Source organism: Pseudomonas sp. G11 (genome assembly GCF_029457515.1).
GTDB classification, from domain to species: domain Bacteria; phylum Pseudomonadota; class Gammaproteobacteria; order Pseudomonadales; family Pseudomonadaceae; genus Aquipseudomonas; species Aquipseudomonas gorinensis.
In genome coordinates this window covers 2,055,231-2,079,439 of record NZ_CP120377.1, presented here as the reverse complement: position 1 = coordinate 2,079,439, position 24,209 = coordinate 2,055,231, and the positions used below count along the sequence as shown (strand labels likewise).

Annotated in this window: 24 protein-coding genes; 14 read left to right on the top strand and 10 right to left on the bottom strand. The window is 59.9% G+C overall.

Annotated features, from left to right (window positions below; translation table 11 throughout):
* Positions 1-2: 2 nt before the first annotated feature.
* Complete coding sequence (locus tag P2T68_RS09525) at positions 3-890, bottom strand: proline iminopeptidase-family hydrolase (RefSeq protein ID WP_024074141.1); 888 nt, start codon at positions 888-890, stop codon at positions 3-5.
* A gap of 183 nt (positions 891-1,073) precedes the next feature.
* Between P2T68_RS09525 and P2T68_RS09520 the strand changes: the two genes are divergently transcribed.
* Positions 1,074-1,838: a LuxR family transcriptional regulator gene (locus P2T68_RS09520; protein WP_024074140.1), complete on the top strand. Its 765-nt coding sequence runs from the start codon at positions 1,074-1,076 to the stop codon at positions 1,836-1,838.
* A gap of 93 nt (positions 1,839-1,931) precedes the next feature.
* Positions 1,932-2,864 (top strand): proline iminopeptidase-family hydrolase, encoded by a 933-nt coding sequence (locus tag P2T68_RS09515; protein WP_277379284.1) that lies wholly within the window; start codon positions 1,932-1,934, stop codon positions 2,862-2,864.
* A gap of 338 nt (positions 2,865-3,202) precedes the next feature.
* Here the strand turns inward: P2T68_RS09515 and P2T68_RS09510 are convergent, their stop codons facing one another.
* Positions 3,203-4,705, bottom strand: coding sequence for a nucleobase:cation symporter-2 family protein (locus tag P2T68_RS09510; protein WP_024074138.1), 1,503 nt, complete (start codon positions 4,703-4,705; stop codon positions 3,203-3,205).
* Between the two features lie 159 nt (positions 4,706-4,864).
* On the opposite strand from P2T68_RS09510, the gene P2T68_RS09505 reads away from it, so the two are divergent.
* Complete coding sequence (locus P2T68_RS09505) at positions 4,865-5,698, top strand: nucleoside-binding protein (protein WP_150293074.1); 834 nt, start codon at positions 4,865-4,867, stop codon at positions 5,696-5,698.
* A gap of 54 nt (positions 5,699-5,752) precedes the next feature.
* Here the strand turns inward: P2T68_RS09505 and punC are convergent, their stop codons facing one another.
* Positions 5,753-6,949, bottom strand: a complete 1,197-nt coding sequence (gene punC, locus P2T68_RS09500; RefSeq protein WP_277379283.1) for a purine nucleoside transporter PunC — start codon at positions 6,947-6,949, stop codon at positions 5,753-5,755.
* 122 nt (positions 6,950-7,071) lie between these two features.
* On the opposite strand from punC, the gene punR reads away from it, so the two are divergent.
* Positions 7,072-7,986 (top strand): DNA-binding transcriptional activator PunR, encoded by a 915-nt coding sequence (gene punR, locus P2T68_RS09495; RefSeq protein ID WP_024074135.1) that lies wholly within the window; start codon positions 7,072-7,074, stop codon positions 7,984-7,986.
* A gap of 181 nt (positions 7,987-8,167) precedes the next feature.
* Here punR and P2T68_RS09490 read toward each other — a convergent pair whose 3' ends face one another.
* The gene (locus P2T68_RS09490; protein ID WP_277379282.1) at positions 8,168-9,337 is read right to left on the bottom strand and encodes an aspartate aminotransferase family protein; all 1,170 of its coding nucleotides are present in this window, start codon (positions 9,335-9,337) and stop codon (positions 8,168-8,170) included.
* A 103-nt stretch (positions 9,338-9,440) separates the two neighbouring features.
* Here P2T68_RS09490 and P2T68_RS09485 point away from each other — a divergent pair, with 103 nt between their 5' ends.
* The gene (locus P2T68_RS09485) at positions 9,441-10,346 is read left to right on the top strand and encodes a LysR family transcriptional regulator (protein WP_069077374.1); all 906 of its coding nucleotides are present in this window, start codon (positions 9,441-9,443) and stop codon (positions 10,344-10,346) included.
* Here the strand turns inward: P2T68_RS09485 and P2T68_RS09480 are convergent.
* Positions 10,343-10,966 carry an HAD family phosphatase gene (locus P2T68_RS09480; RefSeq protein ID WP_150293070.1) on the bottom strand — a complete coding sequence of 208 codons (624 nt, stop codon included), beginning with the start codon at positions 10,964-10,966 and terminating at the stop codon, positions 10,343-10,345. The two genes, P2T68_RS09485 and P2T68_RS09480, sit on opposite strands and share 4 nt — an antisense overlap.
* A 189-nt stretch (positions 10,967-11,155) precedes the next feature.
* Complete coding sequence (gene fabV, locus P2T68_RS09475; protein ID WP_024074130.1) at positions 11,156-12,349, bottom strand: enoyl-ACP reductase FabV; 1,194 nt, start codon at positions 12,347-12,349, stop codon at positions 11,156-11,158.
* 375 nt (positions 12,350-12,724) lie between these two features.
* Here fabV and P2T68_RS09470 point away from each other — a divergent pair, with 375 nt between their 5' ends.
* The 4 genes from P2T68_RS09470 to P2T68_RS09455 all read left to right on the top strand — a co-directional run bounded on the left by P2T68_RS09470 (position 12,725) and on the right by P2T68_RS09455 (position 15,683).
* Positions 12,725-13,549: an aspartyl/asparaginyl beta-hydroxylase domain-containing protein gene (locus P2T68_RS09470; protein WP_024074129.1), complete on the top strand. Its 825-nt coding sequence runs from the start codon at positions 12,725-12,727 to the stop codon at positions 13,547-13,549.
* A 149-nt stretch (positions 13,550-13,698) separates the two neighbouring features.
* Positions 13,699-15,072, top strand: coding sequence for a nucleotide 5'-monophosphate nucleosidase PpnN (gene ppnN / locus P2T68_RS09465; RefSeq protein WP_277379281.1), 1,374 nt, complete (start codon positions 13,699-13,701; stop codon positions 15,070-15,072).
* 57 nt (positions 15,073-15,129) lie between these two features.
* On the top strand, positions 15,130-15,273 hold the full coding sequence (locus P2T68_RS09460) for a hypothetical protein (protein WP_190300964.1): 144 nt from the start codon (positions 15,130-15,132) through the stop codon (positions 15,271-15,273).
* 35 nt (positions 15,274-15,308) lie between these two features.
* Positions 15,309-15,683: a hypothetical protein gene (locus P2T68_RS09455; RefSeq protein ID WP_024074126.1), complete on the top strand. Its 375-nt coding sequence runs from the start codon at positions 15,309-15,311 to the stop codon at positions 15,681-15,683.
* Between the two features lie 8 nt (positions 15,684-15,691).
* Here P2T68_RS09455 and P2T68_RS09450 read toward each other — a convergent pair whose 3' ends face one another.
* Both P2T68_RS09450 and P2T68_RS09445 read right to left on the bottom strand, forming a co-directional pair.
* Positions 15,692-16,021: a YXWGXW repeat-containing protein gene (locus tag P2T68_RS09450; RefSeq protein WP_041160867.1), complete on the bottom strand. Its 330-nt coding sequence runs from the start codon at positions 16,019-16,021 to the stop codon at positions 15,692-15,694.
* Between the two features lie 203 nt (positions 16,022-16,224).
* Positions 16,225-17,121 (bottom strand): LysR family transcriptional regulator, encoded by an 897-nt coding sequence (locus P2T68_RS09445; RefSeq protein ID WP_277379280.1) that lies wholly within the window; start codon positions 17,119-17,121, stop codon positions 16,225-16,227.
* A 99-nt stretch (positions 17,122-17,220) separates the two neighbouring features.
* Between P2T68_RS09445 and P2T68_RS09440 the strand changes: the two genes are divergently transcribed.
* Complete coding sequence (locus P2T68_RS09440) at positions 17,221-17,892, top strand: NADPH-dependent F420 reductase (RefSeq protein WP_277379279.1); 672 nt, start codon at positions 17,221-17,223, stop codon at positions 17,890-17,892.
* A 77-nt stretch (positions 17,893-17,969) separates the two neighbouring features.
* Here P2T68_RS09440 and mqo read toward each other — a convergent pair whose 3' ends face one another.
* Complete coding sequence (gene mqo, locus P2T68_RS09435) at positions 17,970-19,616, bottom strand: malate dehydrogenase (quinone) (protein WP_024074121.1); 1,647 nt, start codon at positions 19,614-19,616, stop codon at positions 17,970-17,972.
* A 492-nt stretch (positions 19,617-20,108) separates the two neighbouring features.
* Here mqo and P2T68_RS09430 point away from each other — a divergent pair, with 492 nt between their 5' ends.
* The 4 genes from P2T68_RS09430 to P2T68_RS09415 all read left to right on the top strand — a co-directional run bounded on the left by P2T68_RS09430 (position 20,109) and on the right by P2T68_RS09415 (position 23,651).
* Positions 20,109-21,296: an MFS transporter gene (locus tag P2T68_RS09430; RefSeq protein WP_277379278.1), complete on the top strand. Its 1,188-nt coding sequence runs from the start codon at positions 20,109-20,111 to the stop codon at positions 21,294-21,296.
* A 140-nt stretch (positions 21,297-21,436) separates the two neighbouring features.
* Complete coding sequence (locus P2T68_RS09425; RefSeq protein WP_277379277.1) at positions 21,437-21,634, top strand: hypothetical protein; 198 nt, start codon at positions 21,437-21,439, stop codon at positions 21,632-21,634.
* A 125-nt stretch (positions 21,635-21,759) separates the two neighbouring features.
* On the top strand, positions 21,760-22,416 hold the full coding sequence (locus P2T68_RS09420) for a Wzz/FepE/Etk N-terminal domain-containing protein (RefSeq protein WP_277379276.1): 657 nt from the start codon (positions 21,760-21,762) through the stop codon (positions 22,414-22,416).
* A 584-nt stretch (positions 22,417-23,000) separates the two neighbouring features.
* Positions 23,001-23,651 (top strand): hypothetical protein, encoded by a 651-nt coding sequence (locus P2T68_RS09415; RefSeq protein ID WP_277379275.1) that lies wholly within the window; start codon positions 23,001-23,003, stop codon positions 23,649-23,651.
* Between the two features lie 88 nt (positions 23,652-23,739).
* Here P2T68_RS09415 and P2T68_RS09410 read toward each other — a convergent pair whose 3' ends face one another.
* Positions 23,740-23,961: a hypothetical protein gene (locus P2T68_RS09410; RefSeq protein ID WP_277379274.1), complete on the bottom strand. Its 222-nt coding sequence runs from the start codon at positions 23,959-23,961 to the stop codon at positions 23,740-23,742.
* Between the last annotated feature and the right edge of the window lie 248 nt (positions 23,962-24,209).

The following is a 24,209-nucleotide window of genomic DNA, read 5'->3' as shown; positions in this document are numbered from 1 at the left end:
CGTCAGCCTCGATGGCGAGCAAGAAAGTCCAGCAGCACCGGGAAGTACGCGTGAGGCTCTTCATAAAAGGGCATATGGCTGCTGTTGGGGAACACATGCAGCTCGGCGTGGCGAGCCGCCAGCTTCATGCGCATGGCGCAGGCCGGGGTCAGTTCATCATGCTGACCGGTGGTGATCAGCATCGGCATCTTGAAATCGGCCATCTCGGGGATGCGGTTCCAGTCCTTGAGGTTGCCAATATAGAGAAATTCATTCGGCCCCTGCATGGTTTCGTAGGGCCCCATGTTCCAGTCATCCAGGGAGCGCTTGACCGGTGCCGGCCACTCGTCCAGACGACACACGTGACGGTAGTTGAGCAAGGTGATCGCCGCCTGGTACTGCGGGTGGTCCAGGGTGCCCATGGCTTCATGGCGTTGCATCATCGCCACGGTTTCGCTGCCCAGGGCGCCGCGCAGGCGTTCCAGTTCCTGGGACAGGTGCGGGATGTCGCCGACGGTGTTTTCCAGGATCAGGCTTTTCAGGGCGGCGGGGTAATGGATAGCGTATTCGATCGCCAGCCAGCCGCCCCAGGAATGGCCGAGCAAATGCACACGGCCCAGGCCCAGGGCCTGGCGCACGGTTTCGACTTCTTCGACATAACGGCGGATTTCCCACAGGGAAACATCGGTCGGTCTGGCTGAAGCGCCAGTGCCAAGCTGATCGAATGCAACCACTCGCAGGTTATGGTCTTTGAGCCAGCCATGGGCGTCACGCAAGTAGTCACACGGCAGGCCAGGACCGCCGTTGAGGCACAGCAGCACCTCATCGCCGTCACCAAAGCTGTAGGCCACGAGGTTATGGCCGTCGACTTGCACGTTGTACTGCTGGTCGGGGGCAATTTCACGCCACATGCATACATTCCTTGTGTTGTATCGGCCTGGCGGGTAGCGGCCGTTAATCAGGCCAACACTACCGAGGATGCCGTGTGTCCATAACCTAGTATTTCTTATAGGTTTGGCCTGGCAGTCCTTCGCCGGGGCGTGGCATTCTACTTGCCGCAAGTCGAGATTCAAATGAATTCGGGAGCAGAACGGATGCTGGCCAAGCTAACTGCGTTCAATAACCGTCTGATGCCGGGCAGGAGCCTGGATGAACAGATGGACAATACGTTCGACCTCGCCCAGCAGTTGGGCTTCGATGCGCTGGTGTATGACTACACCCCGGTGCCCATCGACCTCAATGGCGAGCTCATCACCCCCTCGGTGCTGGAATTGCGCAACACCCCGCCCGACTGGCATGCCTTGTGGTGCAGCGAAGGGTTCTACCAGATCGACCCCGTGCAGCACTTGGCCTTGAGCACGGTTTCGCCGTTTGTCTGGTCCTATGACGCCAAAGCCCAGACCGCCCTGCAGCAGATCATCGACCCCTGCCACGCACCCGTGTCTTCTTACCTGCATGACCGCCAGCTGACCTGCGGCGTCAGCGTGCCGATCCACCTGCCCCGCGGCGGCTTTGCCTCGCTGACCGGTCTGCGCACCGGCAAGGCGAGCGTGGTGCTGCGGGATGCGCAGCAGACTCTGTCGGATTTCGCCCTGATTACCCATGCCTTGCAGGAAGCGGCCTACCCATTATTCAGCAAGGAGCTACGTGCCTACCCGCATATTCGCCTGACCAAACGTGAGCGCGAGTGCCTGAAATGGGCCGCCGATGGCCTGACCGCCGCCGAAATCGCCACCCAATTGAGCCGTTCCCTGGCAGTGGTCACCCTGCACCTGGCGTCGGCGATGCACAAATTAGGCGCAAAGAACCGGGTCCAGGCAGTGGTTCGCGCAACCCACTATCGCTTGCTGGAAGACTGAACCTTCGGCAAAACCTAGCTGTTTTGCTAGTTACCTAAACATCGCGTGCCGATTATCGTGTCCCTGATCCTTTTTTTCAGAGCAGGGTACGAAATGGAATTCATCGAAAAAATCCGCGAAGGGTATGCGGCCTTTGGCGCTTACCAGACCTGGTACCGCATCACTGGCGACCTGACCACCGGCCGCACACCGTTGGTGATCATCCATGGGGGCCCCGGCTGCACCCATGACTACGTCGACGCCTTCAAGGACGTCGCTGCCAGCGGTCATGCCGTGATCCACTACGATCAACTGGGCAATGGGCGCTCCACCCACTTGCCCGACAAAGACCCCTCCTTCTGGACCGTCAGCCTGTTCCTCGATGAGCTGAACAACCTGCTGGACCACCTGCAAATCAGCGATGACTACGCGATCCTCGGGCAATCCTGGGGCGGCATGCTCGGCAGTGAGCATGCGATCCTGCAACCCAAGGGCCTGCGCGCCTTCATCCCGGCCAACTCGCCCACCTGCATGCGCACCTGGGTCAGCGAAGCCAACCGCCTGCGCAAACTGCTGCCCGAAGGCGTGCATGAAACCCTGCTCAAGCATGAAACGGCCGGCACCTACCAAGACCCGGAATACCTCGCCGCCTCGCGGATTTTCTATGACCAGCACGTGTGCCGGGTCAACCCCTGGCCTGAAGAGGTAGCCCGCACCTTCGCCGCGGTCGATGCCGACCCGACGGTGTACCACGCCATGAGCGGCCCTACCGAGTTCCACGTGATTGGCAGCCTGAAGGACTGGAACGTGATCGGCCGCCTGTCGGCGATCAAGGTGCCGACCCTGGTAATTTCCGGCCGGCATGACGAGGCGACGCCGCTGGTGGTCAAGCCGTTCCTGGACGAAATCGCGGATGTGCGCTGGGCGCTGTTTGAAGACTCCAGCCACATGCCCCATGTGGAAGAGCGCCAGGCGTGCATGGGCACGGTGGTGAAGTTCCTGGATGAGGCGTGCTCGACGCCGCACACAGCCCTCAAGGCTGGCTGAGGTAAAAATGTGCAGGGCCATCGCTCAGCAAATTGGAATATCCCTGTGGCGAGCGGGCTTGCCCTAATGCCGTTCAGTTAAGGCTTTTTTGTAGGAGCGAGCTTGCTCGCGAAAAACTCACAGGCGCCGCGTTGATTCAGGAAACACGCGTTATCGTTGACGTTTTTCGCGAGCAAGCTCGCTCCTACAGAAGGCGATGTACTCTTAACTGAACGGCATTAGGGCAAGCCCGCTCGCCACAGCAAGTCCGCTGGCCACAACATGCCCGCTCGCCACAATCAGCCAACTTGCCTCAACTAGCCCACTGGCCACTGCAGCTCGCCCCCCCCTCCTACCGTCTAGACGTCGCTGGTCTCCGGCCTCGCGGCTTTGTTCGACACCTGCGCCACCAGTGGAATCTCCTGACCCTGTGCATCAAACAACTTGCCGCCGCTGAAGTAATCCCCCTCGCGCAAGGCCGCCACATCCTGGAAGCACAAACTGCGCTCCGTCCCTGCCACGAACACTGATTGCTGGTCTGAGTTACCGGCGGTGATGTGGTTGAACGCCAGGTTCAGCAGGATCGCCATGATCGCCGACGAGCTGATGCCCGAGTGGAAAATGGTCGCGAACCAGCTGGGAAAATGATCGTAGAAACTCGGCGCAGCGATGGGGATCATGCCGAAACCGATGGACGTGGCGACGATGATCAGGTTCATGTTGTTGCGGTAATCCACCTTGGACAGCGTGCGAATACCACTGGCCGCCACGGTGCCGAACAGCACGATCCCGGCACCGCCCAGTACCGAGGTCGGTACGGCCGCAATGACACGCCCCATGAAGGGCAGCAGGCCGAGAATCACCAGGAACAGCCCACCGGTCGCCACCACAAACCGACTCTTCACCCCCGTCACCGCCACCAGGCCGACGTTCTGGGCGAATGCACTTTGGGTGAACGAACCGAAGATCGGCGCGAACATGCTCGACAGCATATCGGCACGCAGGCCATTACCGAGGCGTTTGGAGTCGACCTTGGTGTCGATGATCTCACCCACCGCCAGGATATCTGCCGAGGTTTCCACCAGGGTCACCATCACCACGATACACATGGAAATGATCGCCGCCACATGAAAGGTCGGCATGCCGAAATGGAATGGCGCGGGGAAACCGAACATCGGCCCCTGGGTGACACCGGAGAAGTCGGCCATGCCCAGCAATACCGCAATGAGCGTGCCGATCACCATCGCCAGCAGGATCGACAACCGCGAGATAGTCGCACTGCCGATCTTGCTCAGCAGCAACACCAACACCAGGGTCAGCGCCGCCAGGCCGATGTTCGGCATGCTGCCGAAGTCGGCTGCGCGGCTGTTGCCGCCCATGGCCCACCGCGCCGCGACGGGCATCAGGGTCAGGCCGATGGTGGTGATCACGATACCGGTCACCAGCGGTGGGAAAAACTGGGTGATCCGCGAGAACACCGGGGTAATCAATAGCCCGATCAACGACGCCGCCATCACCGCCCCCAGAATCGCTGGCACCCCGCCAGCGCCATCACTGCCGACAATCGCCACCATGGTTGCCACACCGGCAAACGACACGCCCTGTACCAGCGGCAACTGGCAGCCAAAAAACGGCAGGCCAAGGGTTTGCAGCAAGGTGGCCAGGCCACCGGCAAACAACGACGCGGCGATCAACAGGCCGATATCCGCCGGCGACAACCCAGCCGCCTGGCCGACGATCAACGGTACGGCAACGATGCCGCCGTACATGGTGAGCACATGCTGCAGGCCGTAAGCCAGGTTGGCGGCGACGCCAAGATTCTCATCTTCCGGCCGCTGCGGTGACGCCTTCGGGATAGTCATGGTGAGGGGTTCTCTGTTTTTGTTGTGCGGCCACTGTATGCAATGTAAGGACTGGATGTCCATAGAGTTGTATACAATCAATCGAACAAGATACCCTCCATCGGCGTTACAAAAACAATCCGGCCGACATGAGCCAGAACGCCAAAGGACACTAAAACCATGAAAAAGGCACTACAGGGCGCAACCGTGGCATTGACGCTCCTCGGCGGTGGGGAGGCCGTCGCGATGGAATGGATGAACAACAGCGTAGGATTTCGCTACGGCCAGCAGTTCACCAATCCGAACAACCCCGATGCATTCAGTAAACGCATCTACAGCTTTACCCACGCCAGCGGCTACCAGTACGGCAGTCACTTCCTGAACCTGGATGTGTTCCTGTCCGACAGCCGCGACCCGCGCAAGGGCACCGACCACGGCGGCAGTGAGGTGTACGCGGTGTATCGGCACCAGTTGTATGCCTCTCGCGTCTTCGATACGCCGCTGGGTACCGGGTTGATCAAGGATTACGCCTTCACCCTGGGCTTCGATGCCAACCGCAACAACAACTTCGCCTCAGCCAGGAAACGCGCACTGGTGCTCGGCCCGACCTTGAAGTTCAACACCGTCGGCGTGCTGGACCTGAGCCTCATGTACTACAAGGAACGGAACCACACCGGCATTCCCGGCGCGAAAGAGTCAAACCACACGTTTGACGACACTTACCTGCTCAACCTGACCTGGATGCGCCCGTTCGAGATCGGCAACCATGGGGCCAGGTTCCAGGGGTTCATCAACCACGTCGGAGACAAGGGCGAGGACTTCCACGGCCGCGATACCGCAGCCGAAACCCTGCTACGCACCGCGCTGATGGTGGCGGTACGGCCGGGTAAAAGTGTTAAGCCGAACCTGTACCTTGGGGTGGGCTACGAGTACTGGCATAACAAATTCGGTGTGGATGGCGGCCGGGGCAGCCGCACATCGACGCCGACGGTGAATATGGAAGTGACCTTCTAGGGGGAGTCAAATGCAGGAGGGGGCTTGCTCCCTCCCACAGACTGAAACGCAGTGTCACTTCAGGTTCAGATCCGTTACCAGTTCCGAGCGGCCTGCTTTCGGCCGCGCCAGCCAGTAACCCAGCACCGCCAACGGCGCAGTCGCCAGCATCACCAGTGCCGTGATCAACAACGGCTGCTCGAGCATCGACGACACCACCAGGCTGCTGAGAAAGCACAGCCCCAATTGCAGGGTGTTTTGCAGCGCTGCGGCCTTGCCAGAATTTTCTGCAAAGGGCATCAGCGCATTCGCCACCACGATCGGATAGCTGGCGCCATTGACCAGGGCCATCAGGCAGAACGGGATCAGCAAGGTGGTCAGGGTCGGCACGGTCAAGGTGGCGACCAGGTACAACGCCACCATGCTGATGCAATAGGCCACCAACAACCACGGCAACAGTGTCTTGCCCTGGAAACGCTGCAAGGCGCTGCGGCAACTGTAGCCACCGACCAGGAAGGCGAGGGTCGGCAGCACATAGCTCAAGCCGATGTCATTGGGGCTGTAGCCCATGTCACCGAGGATGAAGGGCGACGCGGTCAGCCAGGCGAAAAAACTGGCCGAGCACGCCGCAAAGATCATGACGTTGCCGGTGAATACCCGAGAGCCGAGCAACTGCCCGTAGCCCAGGCGCGCAGGCTCGCCCTCTGCGGCAGGGCGTTTGGGCAAGGCACGTAGGAATAACGTAGGCAGCAGCAACAGCAGCGAGACACCCAATAACACCGCGAAAATCGCCTGCCAGCCAAAGTGATTCAACACCATCGCGCCCAACAGCGGCGCCAGGGCCGGCGACAATGACATCAGCGGCATGATACTGGCGAATACACGGTGGGCTTTGTCAGCTGGGTAACGGTCAATCACCAAGGCCTGCCAACTGACCGCGGCGGAACACACGCCAATCGCCTGGATAAAGCGCAAGGCCAGCAGCTGCGGCGCCGTCTCGACCCAGAACATCCCCGCGCAGCCCAGCACGAACAGGCTCAGGCCGGTGACCAGGATCGGTTTGCGCCCGAGTCGGTCAGACAACGGCCCCCACAGCAACTGCCCCACCGCAAAGCCGGCGAGGAAAATACTCAGGCTGGCGCCCACCGCGCCGGCGCCGATCTGCAATTGCTCGCCCATGGCGCCAAACGCCGGCAAGTACATGTCCATGGCGAGGTAACCGAGCATGCTCAGCCCCGCCAGATACCAGGTGAAACCAAAAGAGTTTTTCATTGAAGCCTTATAGATCCTGCCATCAAACTATTTGCTGACTGCCGCTCATTATGAAGCTGGCAACATCCCTGTGAAGCGATAATAATTGGACAAATCTATCAATATTTTTGAAGGCAGTGTGTATGTGGTCCGAATACTCCCTGGATGTAGTTGATGCGGTCGCGCGTCACGGCAGCTTCAGCGCTGCGGCCCAGGAACTGCACCGCGTGCCATCGGCCATCAGCTATACGGTGCGCCAACTGGAAGAGTGGCTGGCCGTGCCGTTGTTTGTGCGGCGCCATCGCGATGTCGAACTCACCCCCGCTGGCCGTCTATTTATAGATGAAGCGCGGGGCGTGATGAAAAAAATGCTCGGCACAAGGCGCTTGTGCCAGCAGGTGGCCAACGGCTGGAGCGGCCAGTTGAAGGTCGCGGTGGATTCCATCGTCAAACCCCAGCGTTGCCGGCAATTGGTGCTGGATTTCTATCGACAGTTTCCCGAGGTGGAATTGCTGCTGGAATACGAGGTGTACAACGGCGTGTGGGACGCCCTGGCCGATGAACGTACCGACATTGTGATCGGCGCCACCAGCGCGGTGCCGGTGGCCAGTCACTTCACCTTTCGCGACATGGGGCTGTTGAACTGGCTGTGCGTGGTCAGCAGCCAGCATCCGCTCGCCGGCATCGAAGGCTTGCTCAATGACGACCAACTGCGCCCCTTCGCCTCGCTGTGCATGACCGATACGTCACGCAACCTGCCCAAGCGCGACACCTGGACCCTGGACAACCAGCGCCGCCTGGTGGTGCCTAACTGGGCCTCGGCGATCGACTGCCTGCGCGATGGCCTGTGCGTTGGCATGGCGCCAGCGCATCAAGTGCTGCCCTGGATCGAACGCGGTGAACTGGTGGCCCTGCAATTGAGCCGCCCCTTCCCCGCCAGCCCGTCGTGCGTGGCGTGGGCGCAGAACAAGGTGTCCCCCGCCATGCGTTGGTTGCTGGAGTACTTGGGCGACACCGAGACGATGAACCAGGAGTGGTTGAATGGGAGTGACCGTTGAAGATCACCGGGATCCGTTGTGTGGGGGGGGCCAGTCCGTCAAGGTTTTTTGTAGGAGCGAGCTTGCTCGCGAAAAACTCATAGGCGCCGCGTCCATTCAGGAAGCACGCGCTATCGTTGACGTTTTTCGCGAGCAAGCCCGCTGGCGATGTACGCTTAACTGACGGGCATCAGATCCCATTTCAATCCAGTAAACGCGTGATGGCGCGCACGATCATCTCGACCTCCTTGGCCTCCAGGGTCAGCGGCGGCAGCAGCCGAATGACTTTGCCCCGCGTCACATTGATCAGCAGCCCATGCTCCTGGGCGGCACGCTGGGCCAGGTCGCGATAAGGACTGGCCAACTCGATCCCGATCATCAGGCCTTGCCCGCGAATCGCCAGCACTTGCGGGTGCTCATTCAATTCCACCCGTAACCGCGCCAGCAGGCGCTCCCCCTGTTGCGCGGCGTTCTGCAACAGCCCCTGCTCTTCGATAATGTCGAGCACGGTGCAGCCGACGCGACACGCCAGCGGATTGCCGCCAAAGGTACTGCCGTGACTGCCCGGCGTGAACAGCTCGGCCACGTGAGCCCGAGCCAGGCACGCGCCGATAGGCACGCCGTTGCCGAGGCCTTTGGCCAAGGTCATCACGTCCGGAACAATGCCTTCATGCTGGAAGGCAAACCAAGCGCCAGTACGTCCGATGCCGGTCTGGATTTCATCGAGCATCATCAGCCAGCCATGGCGCGAGCAGTGATCGCGCAAGGCTTTCAGGTAACCCGGCGGCGCGACCATCACGCCGCTTTCGCCCTGGATAGGCTCCAACAGGACAGCGGCAATCCGCGGGCCGAACTGCTGAGTCAGCACCTCCAGGGCTGCCAGGTCGCCAAAACCCACCTTGAGAAAATCCCCCGGCAAACGCTGGAAGCCCAGGCGTACCGACGGTCCGTCACTGGCAGCCATGGTGCCGAGGGTGCGGCCGTGGAAGGCGTTTTCCATCACCACCACCAACGGCTGCTCGATGCCCTTTTTCCAGCCATGCAGGCGCGCCAGCTTCAGTGCCGTCTCGTTGGCTTCGGCACCGGAATTGTTGAAGAAGGCGCGGTCCAGGCCGGACAGCCGGGTCAGGCGCAGGGCCAGTCGTTGTTGCCAGTCGATGCTGTAGAGGTTGGAGGTGTGCAACAGCAAGCCGGCCTGTTCGCTGATGGCTGCTACCAGTTTTGGGTGGGAGTGCCCAACGTTGGTCACCGCCACGCCCGCCACCGCGTCCAGGTATTCACGCCCCTGCTGGTCCCACAGGCGCGTGCCCAAGCCACGGGTAAAGCTCAGGGCCAGGGGTTGGTAGGTGGTCATCAGGCAGGCGGCGGTCATGGTGGCAAGCTCCAGGGCATCGTGGGGACGATCCCAGTATCGTTAGCCACCTGAGCTGGATAAACTGCACTTTCCTGCAATGACTTTGAACCAGGGCTTGATAATGGATTTATTCCAGGCGATGTCGGTGTATGTGAAAGTGGTCGAGAGCGGCAGCATGACCGCCGCCGCCCACGCCTGCGGAATGTCGACCACCATGGTCGGCAACCACCTGCGCGCGCTCGAGCAACGGCTGGGAGTCAGCCTGCTCAAGCGCACCACGCGCAAGCAAAGCCTGACGGAGTTCGGTGGGCAGTATTACCAGCGTTGCCTGGAAGTGCTGGGGTTGGTGGCCGACTCCGAGCAATTGGCCGAACAGGCCCACAGCGACGTCCCCCGCGGCACCCTGCGCATCACGGCGCCCCCCGCCTTCGGCACCGAACGCCTGGCACCGGCCTTGAGCGAGTTCTCCCGGCGCTACCCGCAGATCAAGCTGTACGTGGTGCTCAGCAACCAGCGCATGGACCTGGTCGACAGCGGTTTCGACGTGGCGATCCGCCTGGGTGAACTGGAACCCTCAAGCTTGATCGCACGGCCCATGCAGGATTACACCATGACTCTGTGCGCCTCGCCGGATTACCTGGCGCGACACGGCATGCCACAGGTGCCCGAGCATCTGCAACAGCATGACTGCCTGGCATTCGCCTACCCGTCGACCGACGATTGGCGCAACGCCGACAAACTGTGGCGCATGACCGGGGATGAGGGCGAGGTGGAGATTCCAGTATCGGGCTCGTTGACCATCAACAGCTCGCAAGCCCTGCGCCAGGCCGCAGTGCAAGGCATGGGCATCGTTATGCTGCCGGATGCCCTGGTGCAGCCCGACCTGCAAACCGGCAAGCTGGTGGCCCTATTGACCACCTACCAACTGCCCAGCCGCCCCATGCACCTGCTGTACCCCCAGGATCGCTATCGCCTGCCCAAGTTGCGCGCCTTTGTGGATTTCGTCATGGAACAGTGGGCGCGCTAAAAGCCCACGCCCAATTCCCGCAAGCGCGCGGCCGTGCGTTCGGCGGACACATGATGAATGCCCTGCCAACCCAAGGTGACAGCCGCCTCGATATTGCCGGCGACGTCGTCGATGAACACCACTTCGCTCGGCTGGATATCCGGCAGGTGGGCACGCACCTGGGCGAGGCTGGCGTGATAGATCGCGGCATCCGGCTTGATCAGCTTCAACTCGCCGGAGACCACGATGTCGCGAAAACACTGCAGGAACGGGTAGTTGGCCCGCGCATAGGGGAACGTCTCGGCCGACCAGTTGGTGAGCCCGAACAGCGGCATGTCGGCGTGATGCAACGCCTCGAGAATGGCCACGCCCTCCGGTAACGGGCCGCGCAGCATTTCATGCCAGCGGTCGTAATAGGCCGTGATCAAGGTTGCGTGCTGGGGGTATTGCGCGACCAGGCTGCGCGTAGCCTCGGCCAGGGTACGACCCGCGTCCTGCTCGGTGTTCCAGGCCTGGGTACAGATGGTGTCGAGGAACCACTGCCGTTCGTGATCGTCGGCAATCAGCTTGCGGTACAGGTGGTGCGGGTTCCAATCGAACAGGACACCGCCAAAATCAAAAACGACTGCACGAATCGTCATCAGATCCTCCGTTAGCGTGAGTTGATAGCCGATGGAGTCTGGCAGATCGATGGCGGCAGCGGCAAAGGCTTAACACACAACGAATGTGGGAGCGGGCTTGCCCGCGATTGCAGGGTGTCAGCCGAAACATCCAGCACTGACAAACCGCGATCGCGGGCAAGCCCGCTCCCACATTTTTTTCGAGCGTGTTTAGGCTTGGACCAGGCCGTTGATCTTAACGGTCGGATTCACGTCAGCCTCGTAGTCCACGCCATCGATCTCAAAGCCGAACAAGCGCAGGAACTCAGCCTTGTAGCCGGCAAAATCGCTGATCTCGTTGACGTTGTCGTCGGTCACCTGGTTCCACAGTGCTGCCACGGCGTCCTGGACCTTCGGCTCCAGTTCGGCCAGGTCGGCGCGCAGGCGGCCGTCGGCGTCGAGCTTCGGCTGGCTGCCGTACAAGCTGTCCTTGAACAGGCCGTAGACCTGCTCGATGCAACCTTCGTGGGTGCCCTGCTCTTTCATCACCTTGAACAGCAACGACAGGTACAGTGGCATGATCGGGATCGCCGAGCTGGCCTGGGTCACCACGGCCTTGAGTACCGACACACGAGCGTCGCCCTTCAGCGCAGCCAGGTTGTCGCGCAGGGTCAGGACTTTCTTGTCCAGGTCCTTCTTGGCTTCGCCGATGGAACCGTTCCAGTAGATGTCCTGGGTCAGCTTCTCACCCAGGTAGGTGAACGCAGTGGTCTTGGCGCCTTCGGCCAGTACATCGGCGTCACGCAGGGCGTCGATCCACAGCTGCCAGTCTTCGCCACCCATGACTTTCACGGTGCCGTCGATTTCTTCCTGGGTCGCCGGTTCCAGGGTGGTGTCGACCACGACGCCCTTGTCGGTGTTGATCCCACGCAGGGTCACGGCTTTGCCGATCGGCTTGAGGGTGGAGTTGTGCACCACGCCCTGCGGGTCGGTACGGCGTGGCGCGGCCAGGCTGTAGACCACCAGGTCGATCTTGCCCAGGTCTTTCTTAATGGTGTCGATGGTCAGGCGCTTGATCTCGTCGGAGAACGCATCACCGTTGATGCTCTTGGCGTACAGGCCTTTTTCGACGGCAAACTTCTCGAACGCGGCGCTGTTGTACCAGCCGGCGGAACTCAACTTGCCCTCTTCGCCTTCTTTCTCAAAAAACACGCCCAGGGTGTCGGCGCCGCAGCCAAACGCGGCACTGATGCGCGCGGCCAGGCCATAACCGGTGGAAGCACCGAGGACCAGCACCTTTTTCGGGCCGCCTTCGATGACGCCGTGTTGAGTCACGTAGTCGATCTGTTCCTTGACGTTCGCTTCACAGCCAACAGGGTGAGCGGTCACACAGATGAAGCCACGAACCCGCGGTTTGATGATCATAAAATTTCTGCCTCTTCCAAGGTGCCGAAGGCCAATGGTGGCCATTCAACTTCAATCGTACCGGTCTATGACGTCCAAAAAACCGAAGCGTCACGATAGTCGCAAATCTTCTGTTTACAAAATCCAATCGGCGCCGCGCTTTTCTGCGCATCCCTGCTAACGTCCGGGGTATCGCCACGCGTCCTGCGCCGTTTTCGCAGCAAACGCTATTCGTGAAAATTTGTTCAATCCCTTCACAATTTTGCAATATTTAAAACGCCCAACCGACTGATAACGCCTTATCATGGCGGGGTTGTTTCAATATGTTTCAAAACCCCACCACTCGCAGCCACGGAACCGTACCTGTCGAATGGCGTCCAGCTGGAGCTGAGTTTCATGAGCAAGTCCGCGTTACGCAAGAAAGCAGTGTCGATCGCCTGGGTGCTCGGCGTGCTGCTGTTTATTTTCCTGTTCCCCCTGACCACGGCGGTCTTTCTCGGCCTGGTACTGGTCTGCGGTGTCTATGACTTCCTGCGTAACGGCTTGTATGACCGCGATACCTTCAAGAAATACTTCATCGGCAGCGGCCGCAATACCTGGCTGCTGGCGCCGTTCAACACCCTGTTCGACCTGCTGAGCAGCCGCAATCGCCATGTCTACACGATGCGCGACCTGCCGCCCGCCTGGCGTGAAGACCTGCAACAGGTGATCAACGATGCCATGGCCCACAAGGATGAAATCATCGGCTACCTGGACGAGCGCATGGCCGAGAAGAAACGCGGCATGCTGTTTTTCCAGTGGTATGGCCGCCCGATCGAAACCACCCTGGACATCCCGGAACTGCGTAAAAAGCTGCCGTTCGTGAAGACCATCGGGGTTTCGGTGTTCAACGAAAACCGCTCGACGTCCTTTCACTTCGGGCCCCTGCGCATGATGTTCCGGGTGCTCTACAACATGGCGCCGGCGCCTCACCATGACGGCGTGTATATCCAGGTCGGCAAGCACAAGCATTACTGGCACGACGACCCGCTGTTTATTTTCGATGACACGTTGATGCATGCGTCCTTCAACAAGAACGACGCAAAACGTTACTGCCTGTTCATTGATATCGTGCGGCCGACCTTGCTGCCCTCGGTCCTCAACGCCGTGATCGCGGGTTTTGCCGGCCTGGTATTCACCCTGCGTCGGGTTTTCTACAAAAACTGGAAGCTGATTCAGTAAGTTCTGCGGCATGATGGTGCTGGACGGTGTTTGCGCCCTGCCCGCGAGGCGGCCAGAATAACCGTCTCGTGCGACCGAATTCGGCGCCCACCATTCTCAAGCCATCGCCCCGCTGAAGGGCGCGGTGGCTGCGCTTTCAAGGAACCAGAATGCCCCAACGTCAAGTCATCAACGCCTCCGTCAGCCCCAAGGGCAGCCTCGAAACACTCTCCCAACGTGAAGTCCAGCAACTGAGCGAAGCCGGCTCCGGCAGCATCTATACCCTGTTCCGTCAATGCGCCCTGGCCATCCTCAATACGGGCGCGCATATCGACAACGCCAAGACCATCCTCGACGCCTATAAAGACTTTGAAGTGCGCATTCATCAGCAGGATCGTGGCGTACGCCTGGAACTGTTGAACGCGCCGGCCGATGCGTTCGTCGATGGCGAAATGATCGCCAGCACCCGCGAGATGCTGTTCAGCGCCTTGCGTGACATCGTCTACACCGAGAACGAGCTGGACAGCCAGCGCATCGACCTGAGCAACTCACAGGGCATCACCGACTACGTGTTCCACCTGCTGCGCAATGCGCGCACGCTGCGCCCGGGTGTCGAGCCGAAGATCGTGGTGTGCTGGGGCGGGCACTCGATCAACACCGAAGAATACAAATACACCAAGAAGGTCGGCCACGAACTGGGCCTGCGCAGCCTCGATGTGTGCACCGGCTGCGGTCCCGGCGTAATGAAAGGGCCGATGAAGGGCGCGACCATTTCCCACGCCAAGCAACGCATCACCGGCGGGCGCTACCTAGGCCTGACCGAGCCCGGCATCATCGCCGCCGAAGCGCCGAACCCGATCGTCAACGAGCTGGTGATCCTGCCGGATATCGAGAAGCGCCTGGAAGCCTTCGTGCGCGTCGGCCACGGCATCATCATCTTCCCAGGCGGTGCCGGCACGGCCGAAGAGTTCCTGTACCTGCTGGGTATTTTGATGCACCCGGACAACCGTGGCCTGCCATTTCCGGTCATCCTCACCGGGCCGAAACACGCCGCGCCGTACCTGCAGCAACTGCACGCCTTCGTCGGCGCAACCCTGGGCGAAGCAGCGCAGGCGCACTACCAGATCATCATCGATGACCCGGCCGAAGTGGCTCGCCAGATGACCGCCGGGCTCAAGGCGGTGAAGCAGTTCCGGCGCGAGCGCAACGACGCGTTTCACTTCAATTGGCTGTTGAAGATCGACGAAGGCTTCCAGCGCCCGTTCGACCCGACCCACGAAAACATGGCCAGCCTGCAACTGAGCCACACGCTGCCGCCCCATGAGCTGGCGGCCAACCTGCGCCGTGCGTTCTCAGGAATCGTGGCGGGTAACGTCAAGGACAAGGGCATTCGCCTGATCGAACAGAACGGCCCGTACGAGATCCACGGCGACCCGGCCATCATGCAACCGCTGGACGAGCTGCTACAGGCCTTCGTCGCCCAGCACCGCATGAAGTTGCCAGGCGGCGCGGCCTATGTGCCGTGCTACCGCGTGGTGCAATAAACCGGCACTGCGGTCGGCCATGGTTTGTATCGCTGGGGACCCGATGGAAGGGTGTGAGTGACGTTCGGTCCAGGGTTTGACCTGTTCGGACTCACCCATATCCAGAAAGCGGCCCAGGCAATCGTGGAGTGGGGGCGGGTACTGGAGACCCTGCTGCCCACCCGCGATCGCAGCGTTGCGGCAGCGAGCAGGCTTTGGTAAAACCGCATCTTCCCTTGATCCAGAGAACGCCTCACGTGCGCACGCTTCTTCTCGCAGCCCTGGTCATGACGCCGACCCTCGTCCTGGCTGACACCATCGCCTGGCCCGACTTGCCGCCCACCTGCTTTGTCAGCGGCCGCTCCGCCACGAGTGCGGATGTCGACAGCGGGTGTGCCGCCTTCCTGATCAATGTCAAAGGCCAGGCGGCGGGCACCCCGATCAAAGTGGATATTCCCCAGTACGCCATGCATGTGGATGAAACGACCGGCAAGGAAACCCCGGTGATCCTCATCCAGGCCGAGGAAAACGGTGAGGTCAAGGCCGTGGGCTATCGGGAACTGGGCACCGACCAACTGGGGGCGGCACTGTTGCGGGAGGTTCGGCTCCTGGGTACGAAGAAGCCGACCTAGGCAGGGCTTCAGCGAACCCAGCCACCCACCTGCCAGTGGAAACCGTCATTGCGTTGCACCCAGTGCGGATGCACGTAGCGATAGCCTTCGCGCACCGGCTCCCAATGGCCATGCACCGCGACGTAGCGCCCACCGTCCCAACGCCAGTAACCGCGCGACCATATATAGCCGTAGCGTGGCGCAGGCTCGACTTCAATCACTTGAACCGGCGGCGGCTGTGGCGCGACCACCTCGACATACTCACGTTGCACCGGGCGCCGCTCATGCACGACACGCTCTTGCACACACCCGGATGCGGCGACAACCATGGCCGCCAATGCTGCATAACGTAACAACATACAAACCCCTCGGGCGCTAACACCCAACACCTGTATCAGTAAAAAATGCCCCCTGGTTCCAGCCGCGCTCCTGCATGGCCTGGGTTCTTTTTTAACAGGTGGTGTCTGTCAGGTTGCTGAACCCACTCGCCTCAAAAAGCGCACGCGACGGCCGGTCGCTTCAGGCGTACCCGCAACACCGCGGCGTTTGCACCTCTTCGCCCTCATGCCGGGCCGAAACGCTCCAGCACCGCCTCGACAAACCCTCGCAACTTGGCGGTACGCTGGCGGTGGGCGGTGTAGACCAGATGCATTGGCCGGCTGGGAGCCTCGAAGTCCGGCAGCACCTGCACCAACTCGCCCCTGGCCAATGCCGCGCGCAGAAAGTCTTCCGGGCCCAGGACGATGCCAAAACCGTCCAGCGCGGCTGTCATCAACGCCCGGCTTTCATTGATCTGCAACCGGCTGGCGACCTTCACTGTGTGCGGTGTCGAGCCTTGGTAAAACACCCATTCGCGATCCGCGGGGCGTGACCAGAAGGCGTAGCCCAGGCATTCGTGGTGCTCCAGGTCGGCCGGCGCCAGCGGCATGCCGCGGGCCGCCAAGTACGCCGGCGCCGCGCAGACCACCAGGCGGTAAGGCGCCAGTGGCCGGGCGGTCAAACCGGTGGTGGCCAGCGGGCCGATGCGAAACGCCGCCTCATAGCCCTCCTCCACCAAATCGACGAAACGATCCGTGAGGTGCAGGTCGATTTGCACCTGCGGGTTATCGCGCAAAAAAGCGGTAATCAGCGGCATCAGGCTGTAGGAGCCGAAAGTGACCGGCGCGGTGATTTTCAGCTTGCCACGCGGCGTGTCATTCATGATCTGCGCCAGGGAATCAGCCGCCTCGGCCTCTGTCAGGATATGTTTGCACCGCTCGTAATACGCGCTGCCCAACTCGGTGAGGCTTTGTCGACGCGTGGTGCGGTTGAGCAAGCGCGCGCCCAGGCGCTGCTCCAACGCGGCAACGTGTTTGGCCACCATCTGCGCCGACATGTTCAAGCGCTCGGCAGCGCGGGCGTATGAGCCCAACTCGGCGGCGACCACAAAGGCATTCATGCTGGATAGACGGTCCATCATTCCCTACTCCCAGTAACAACACCCACGCCATAACAATTATTTATCGCCAAACAGTTGCCAATCATCATAACGGCTCCCCTGTTCAAAAGGAGCAAGACCATGAAGATTGGCGTGATTGGCGCGGGCTTTATCGGGCGTGCCGTGGCCCAGCTGGCTTTAGCTGCCGGGCATGAGGTGATGCTGAGCAACTCCCGTGGCCCGCAGACCATGAGCAGCGTGCTCAGCGGTATTCGCGGCGTCAAAGTGGGCAGTGCGCAAGATGCCGCGCAGTTCGGTGACGTGGTGCTGGTGGCGATTCCGTTTGAGCATTACCGCAGCATTCCCGCGCAGTGGCTGGAGGGCAAGACAATATTGGATCCCAACAACTACTACCCCGAGCGTGACGGGCATTTCCCCGCGCTCGACCGTTTTGAAACCACCACCAGCCGGCTGCTCGCCGAGCATTTTTCCCATTCGAAGGTGGTCAAGGTGTTCAATGCGATCTTCGCGACCGACCTGACCGAGCACGCCCGCCCCCACGGTGCCCCTGACCGCCGCGCATTGCCGGTGGCCGCCGATGATGCTGGCGCGAAAGCCCAGGTGATCGGCTTACTCGACGAGCTGGGCTTCGATGCCGTGGACGCCGGCAACCTGGATGAAAGCTGGCGGTTCGAGCGCGCCAAACCGGCGTATTGCGTGCCGCTGGACAAGGCCGGGTTGAGGACGGCCCTGGCCGCGGCCGAGCGCACGGTTGAACTGCCTCCGGTCAGCCGGGAGCACACCCACAGTTAAACAGCCGCGCACAAAAAGCCCGCTGACCGTTACCGGTTCAGCGGGCTTTTTAAGCGTTACCTGATATCAGGCGTTGCTTACAGCGCCAGGTCAGACGCTGGCTTGCTCGGCGCGGCCGCAGGCTTGGCAGCCTCGGTGGCTTTTGGAGCAGTCAGTTGCGGAATCGCAGGCGGTGGGGTCAGTTGCAGGATACCGGCGGTGTAGGCCCATTCCTTGGCAACAGCTTCAGGACTGTCGTTCAGCTTGGTGCCGTAGCTTGGCACGATCTGGTGCAGTTTTGTCTGCCACTCAGGGGTCGCAACCTTGTCCTTGAACACTTTCTGCAGCACGGTCAGCATGATCGGCGCCGCAGTCGATGCGCCTGGCGATGCACCCAACAGGCCGGCAATGGTGTTGTCGGCGGAGCTGACCACTTCGGTACCGAGTTTCAGGACGCCGCCCTGCTCTTCGTCACGCTTGATGATCTGCACGCGCTGACCGGCTTGCCATAGGCGCCAGTCTTCTTTCTTGGCGTTCGGGAAGTACTCTTTCAGGGCGTTGTAGCGGTCGTCATCCGACAGCATCAGTTGGCCGGCAAGGTACTCGACCAGCGGGTATTCACGAATACCGACTTTGGTCATTGGCCAGATGTTGTGGGTGGTGGTGCTGGTCAGCAGGTCCAGGTACGAGCCTTCTTTCAAGAACTTGGTCGAGAAGGTCGCGAATGGGCCAAACAGGATCACGCGCTTGCCATCCAGCACGCGGGTGTCCAGGTGCGGAACCGACATCGGTGGCGCGCCAACCGAAGCTTTACCGTAGGCCTTGGCCAGGTGCTGCTCGGCAATGGCCGGGTTATCGGTGACCAGGAACGAGCCGCCAACCGGGAAGCCCGCGTATTCCTTGGCTTCCGGAATGCCCGACTTCTGCAGCAGGTGCAGGGCACCGCCGCCAGCGCCGATGAACACGAACTTGGCATCGGTTTCAGTCTTGGTGCCGTCTTTCAGGTTTTTGTAGCTGACACGCCACGAACCGTCGGCGTTCTTGGTGATGTCCTGCACTTCGCTCGACAGTTTCAGGTCGAACTTCGGCGTGGTTTGCAGGTGAGCGACGAACTGGCGGGTGATCTCGCCGAAGTTCACGTCGGTGCCGATCGGGGTCCAGGTGGCCGCGATTTTCTGGTTCGGGTCACGCCCTTCCATCATCAACGGAACCCATTTGGCGATCTGCGCCGGGTCTTCGGAGTACTGCATGCCGGCGAACAGCGGGCTCGCCTGCAGGGCTTCGTAGCGCTTCTTGAGGAACTTGATGTTGTCATCGCCCCACACAAAGCTCATGTGCGGTGTGGAGTTGATGAACGAACGCGGGTTCTTCAGCACGCCCTGCTGGACCTGCCAGGACCAGAACTGACGGGAGATCTGGAACGCTTCGTTGATCTCGACCGCTTTCGGGATCTCAACGTTGCCGTTCTTGTCTTCCGGGGTGTAGTTCAGCTCAGCCAGGGCCGAGTGACCGGTACCGGCATTGTTCCAGCCGTTGGAGCTTTCTTCGGCGACGCCGTCGAGGCGCTCGACCATTTCCATCGACCAGCCTGGTTCCAGCTCATTGAGCCATACACCCAGGGTCGCACTCATGATGCCGCCGCCGATCAGCAGCACATCGACTTTCTTTGCCTCTTCCGCGTGAACGGACGTGATCCCCATCGACAAAGCCAGCCCCAGCAGGGCCGTGTTTACTTTCTTAAACATCGGTAGCACCTATGATAAAACGCCATCCGCCCCACTGCCCCTGATGATGGGCAACCCTCGTTCACGCTGCGCCAGGCAACGCACGAGGGGTTTGCGCATTCACTTCAAGACCGCAGGGTGGGCACACAAGGCCGACGTATCGACCTCACTTTTATGTCCCTTCTGCGCTGACTTCTTATCATTATTGGCTTCAGCTACCTGGGCGACAGCCGACCGCCGGGACGTATACGGGTGTACGTACCGGGGAAAGACCAGACCAAGATGGCGCGCAGAATATCACGCTAAACGGCGTTTATGCGTCGTTTGGCCAATTGACAGCTCTAAATCGCGGGTTTTGCCGCGCCGCTGTCAAGCGTGGCAAGCGCGACGTGGGGTCACAGGGTGTTTAATCAAACTGAACTCTGTCAAAAAAGGCTGTTCTAGACACCTTCGTCGCTGCTTGCGTAGCATCGGCGGCTGTCCTTCGTGCCGTTCATCCCAATAGAGTTACCCATGACTATCCAGCAAACACCCGGGCACGTGCTGCCCGCGCGCAGTGCCGCCAAAATGGAAGCTGCCATGGCCGTGGGCGCCTTCGCGATCGGTACTGGCGAATTCGCCATCATGGGCCTGATGCCCGACATCGCCCGCAACTTGAACCTGAGTGAACCCCAGGTCGGTCACGCCATCAGCGCCTACGCCCTGGGCGTGATGGTCGGCGCACCGCTGCTGGCCATCCTCGGCGCCAAGCTGCTGCGTAAACATATGCTGTTGTTGCTGATGGGCCTGTACGCCCTGGGCAACCTCGCCACCGCCTTCACCCCGACCTTCGGCTCGCTGGTCGCCTTCCGCTTCATCAGCGGCCTGCCCCACGGCGCCTACTTCGGCATCGCCGCCGTGGTCGCCTCCAGCATGGTGCCCAACCACAAACGCGCCGGCGCCGTGGCGCGGGTCATGATGGGCCTGACCCTGGCCATGCTGCTCGGCAACCCCATCGCGACCTTCCTCGGCCAACACCTGGGCTGGCGTTCTGCATTTGCCTTGGTCAGCGTGATAGCCCTCCTCACCATCGCCCTGGTCTGGCAATTCGTCCCCCACCGCCACGACGAACAACGCAGCGACCCGCGCAAGGAACTGCGCGCCTTCACCAAACCCCAAGTGTGGATGGCGCTGTCGATTGGCGCCATCGGTTTTGCCGGGATGTTCTGCGTATTCAGCTACCTGGCGCCGACCATGCTGGAAGTGACCAAAGTCTCGCCACAATGGATTCCATTTGGCCTGGCGGCGTTTGGCGTCGGTGGAATTATCGGCAACATCGCCGGCGGCAAGCTGTTTGATCGCATGCAGTTTCGCGCGGTGGGCTGGATTCTGGTGTGGTCGATGGCGGTGCTGTTGTTCTTCTCCTTCGCGGCCTCATCGCTATGGGGCGTGCTGCTGAGCATGGGCCTGGTGGGCACCATGGTGTCGCTGGCCGCACCGTTGCAGATCCGCTTGATGGATATTGCCCATGAGGCACCGAGCCTGGCAGCCGCGTCGAACCACGCGGCGTTCAACCTGGCGAATGCACTGGGGCCGTGGTTTGGGGGGATGGCGATTACGGCTGGGTATGGGTGGACCAGTACTGGCTACATCGGCGCGGCAACGGCACTGGTTGGCCTGGGCATTTACCTGGTCGCGCGGCGCATGCAGGGTGGGCACTAATAAAGCCCACCCGCTCGCTCCATCGCGCTATCAGTCGTCGTGCAGCATGCCCGAGCTGTACTGGCGGCAGCTACTACTCACCTTACTTGGCATTGCTGGGGTTATGACCATCAAGCGATTGGGCTCCCAGGGAAAAACACGTGCTGGTGCTGAGGCCTGAACAGGCGCTCAGCGCCATCGTACCGATGATCAGCATGGCCTTGACGCGCTTCAGCGCATTTTTAGATCCCGGTTGGCCAAAACGTGAGCGATTATGCAGTTCGGATGATCGTATGCCGGTGAGTGCTCAGAAATCAGGAAACTTCTATCAGCCGCAGTCGGGTTTCAGGTTTGAATGAGCCGGGCCCGTTAATAGGCTCCCGCTGAATAGGAATGGCTCACATCTTTCAGTTTTTAGATTCAAAAATGGCATATTGAACACTTTCATTTTACAATTCGAAAAATGTAAAAATAGGAATTTTTCGTGAGCAGTCTAACGAAACCAAACACGCGTACTTGTAATGATGAAATAGACTTGTTGCCTATTCTTCTTTCTTTATGGACAAGTAAAAAAACCATCATCGCCACTACTTTAGCGGGCGTCGCCATTTCGCTAGGGGCCTATGCAACCTCACCCGAACAATGGGTTGCCAGCACTTATATCACCAAGCCTTCACTTTATAGTTTCTATAAAGAAGTGCCGATCAAAGACGCTCAGACCATCGTTCCCCCTCAAGCATCGGAAGCCAAGCTCTACAGCTCCATACAAAACGATGCGTTCTATACCGCCATGGGAATCATGGCGTCCAGATCCATCGCACTGAAAGAGGCTGCGCCCAAGACGGGCAAGAATGAGCCTGTTCTGTACATCGCGTCCGCCAGCGCTGCCACTCAGCAACTGGCTGTCAGCCAGCTGCAATCTGCGCTGGGCGCAGCCAACGTTGAAGCAATCGCCCTCAACCTTCCCACCCTCAAGCCAACGGACAGTCTGCGTGCTTTCAATGCACTCGATGAAGTTAAAACTGCCAACAATAAAAGCCTGAACAAATACGCTTTTCTAGGCGCATTTCTAGGTTTTTTCCTGGGCAGCTTATTCGTAGTAGGCAGGTTTTTAAAACGACAGCACCAACCATCCGTCTGATCGTGAAAACGACTACGCGAATTCTTTAATCAAGTAATAAATAGTACCGGCCAACAGTGAAGCAATAAAAACAATAAACAATTTCGCGGAAAAAGTCGTTTTCATCAAAAATACTTCAGCAACGTAAAATAATGGCCTACAGCCATTATTGCACTACGCTTCGTTTTTTTCACGATAATTTTTATCGGGGGACTCGATGGTTTTCCGCAGGTGAAAGAGGGGCTATTGGCATAGGACGCTCCTTGCGAAAGATCATAGGAACGGCCGTGCTGGCGCCATGGAAATGTCGAGGGGTACAGGTTGGTCTACGTTACCAAAGAAAGCGCCTCACTCCCCCCTGCTCCACCCGGTTCCAAGGGTAGCCACTGCTGCGCTGAACCTTTACGAACAAGGTGGATATCGAGGGCGAGCGATTACTGGCTGACGGATGTGCTGGCACGCTTTTATGAAAACGAATCAAGCGTTCTTCTCGGCTCTATCCTGCCCAACAGCACTGTTTTACCACGACAACTACGTATGTAAGATTAGGCCTCTTTACATCAGACAGAACTGGCAATCACAACGACAAGGAAGGGTGTGAAATCATGAAGTGGTACTTACTCACAGCTGGCGCTCTGCTTCTTAACGGCTGCAGCTACGAAAAGACCAACCTGCGCAACGATACCGAAGCGGCTAAGTACGATCCCGCCGCCAGTGCTCGTATTCGCATCTTCTCCGCACCAGAAAAACCGGCCTCCTACATCCCCGGAAAAACCTGCGAAGCCTATTACAATCACCCGGAGAACGGCCGCCTGCAGGGGAGTATCGCTACGCGTTACCATGATCCAAAACAGCGCTATATCCTATGGCGCGGCTCCGATGTGCTAGGCATGAAGGCTGAGGACTACCAGAACCGCGTGATTGGCATGCCCGCCACCGCACATACAAACGCCACTAAATCCGACCGGCTCGGCTACGACGAATTCGTACTCCCCGCAAACCAGCCGGTGTTGGTCGACATCAGCTACAAAACCGATAACGGCTACTGTTATCCGCCCACCATCCAGTTCGTCCCAAAGGCCGGGAAGGATTACGAGGCCAGTCTCGAATTTATCAAGCAGAACTTTATGTCTTCCAAATGCTCCATCGCCCTGGTCGAACTCAGCGGTGCAGGTCTCCAACAAGAAACCCGCCCCGTCTCAACCAGTTACTGCGGCAACGATGGCCACGGACGCTACTTCACCGTCACCCCATGAGCCTCCCCTGCGACAGGCTCAGGGGATAAGGCACTCAAATGACCTGCTCCTGGCCAGTCAGCGCATCTCTGACCGCTCAGCTACCCCATCAGTCATCATGCAGCAACCCTGAGCCATACTCACCATAACTGCTACCGAGCCCACTGCCACCGAAACTCATTTTGGCGGCCTTGTTGGGGCTGTGGTCACCAAATGCTTGGCATCCCCCTGAAAAACAAGGGTCGCGGCTCACGCCCGACGAACCCGACGAACAAGCACCCAACAGCAGCGTGCCAGCAATCATCATCACTTTGACAAGGTTAGAGATCATTTTTCAGTTCCCTGTGGCCTGGAGGCGCGAGGAGCCTCGCTCAGGAGGAGCGTAGACCTCAAAAGCGCAGGGAACCATGAAACTTTGCGGGGTGACAGGGTGGGTTCAGGTTGCCGCCTTGAGGCAAGGCGGCGGGGTTGGGTGTCAGGCTGCGACTGTGCCGACCTGAGCGCGACTTGCTCCTGGGCTCGGTCGACAAGCAGCGCGCTCAGGTCTATTAGCTGTTGAGTAGTGAATGGCGCGGAACA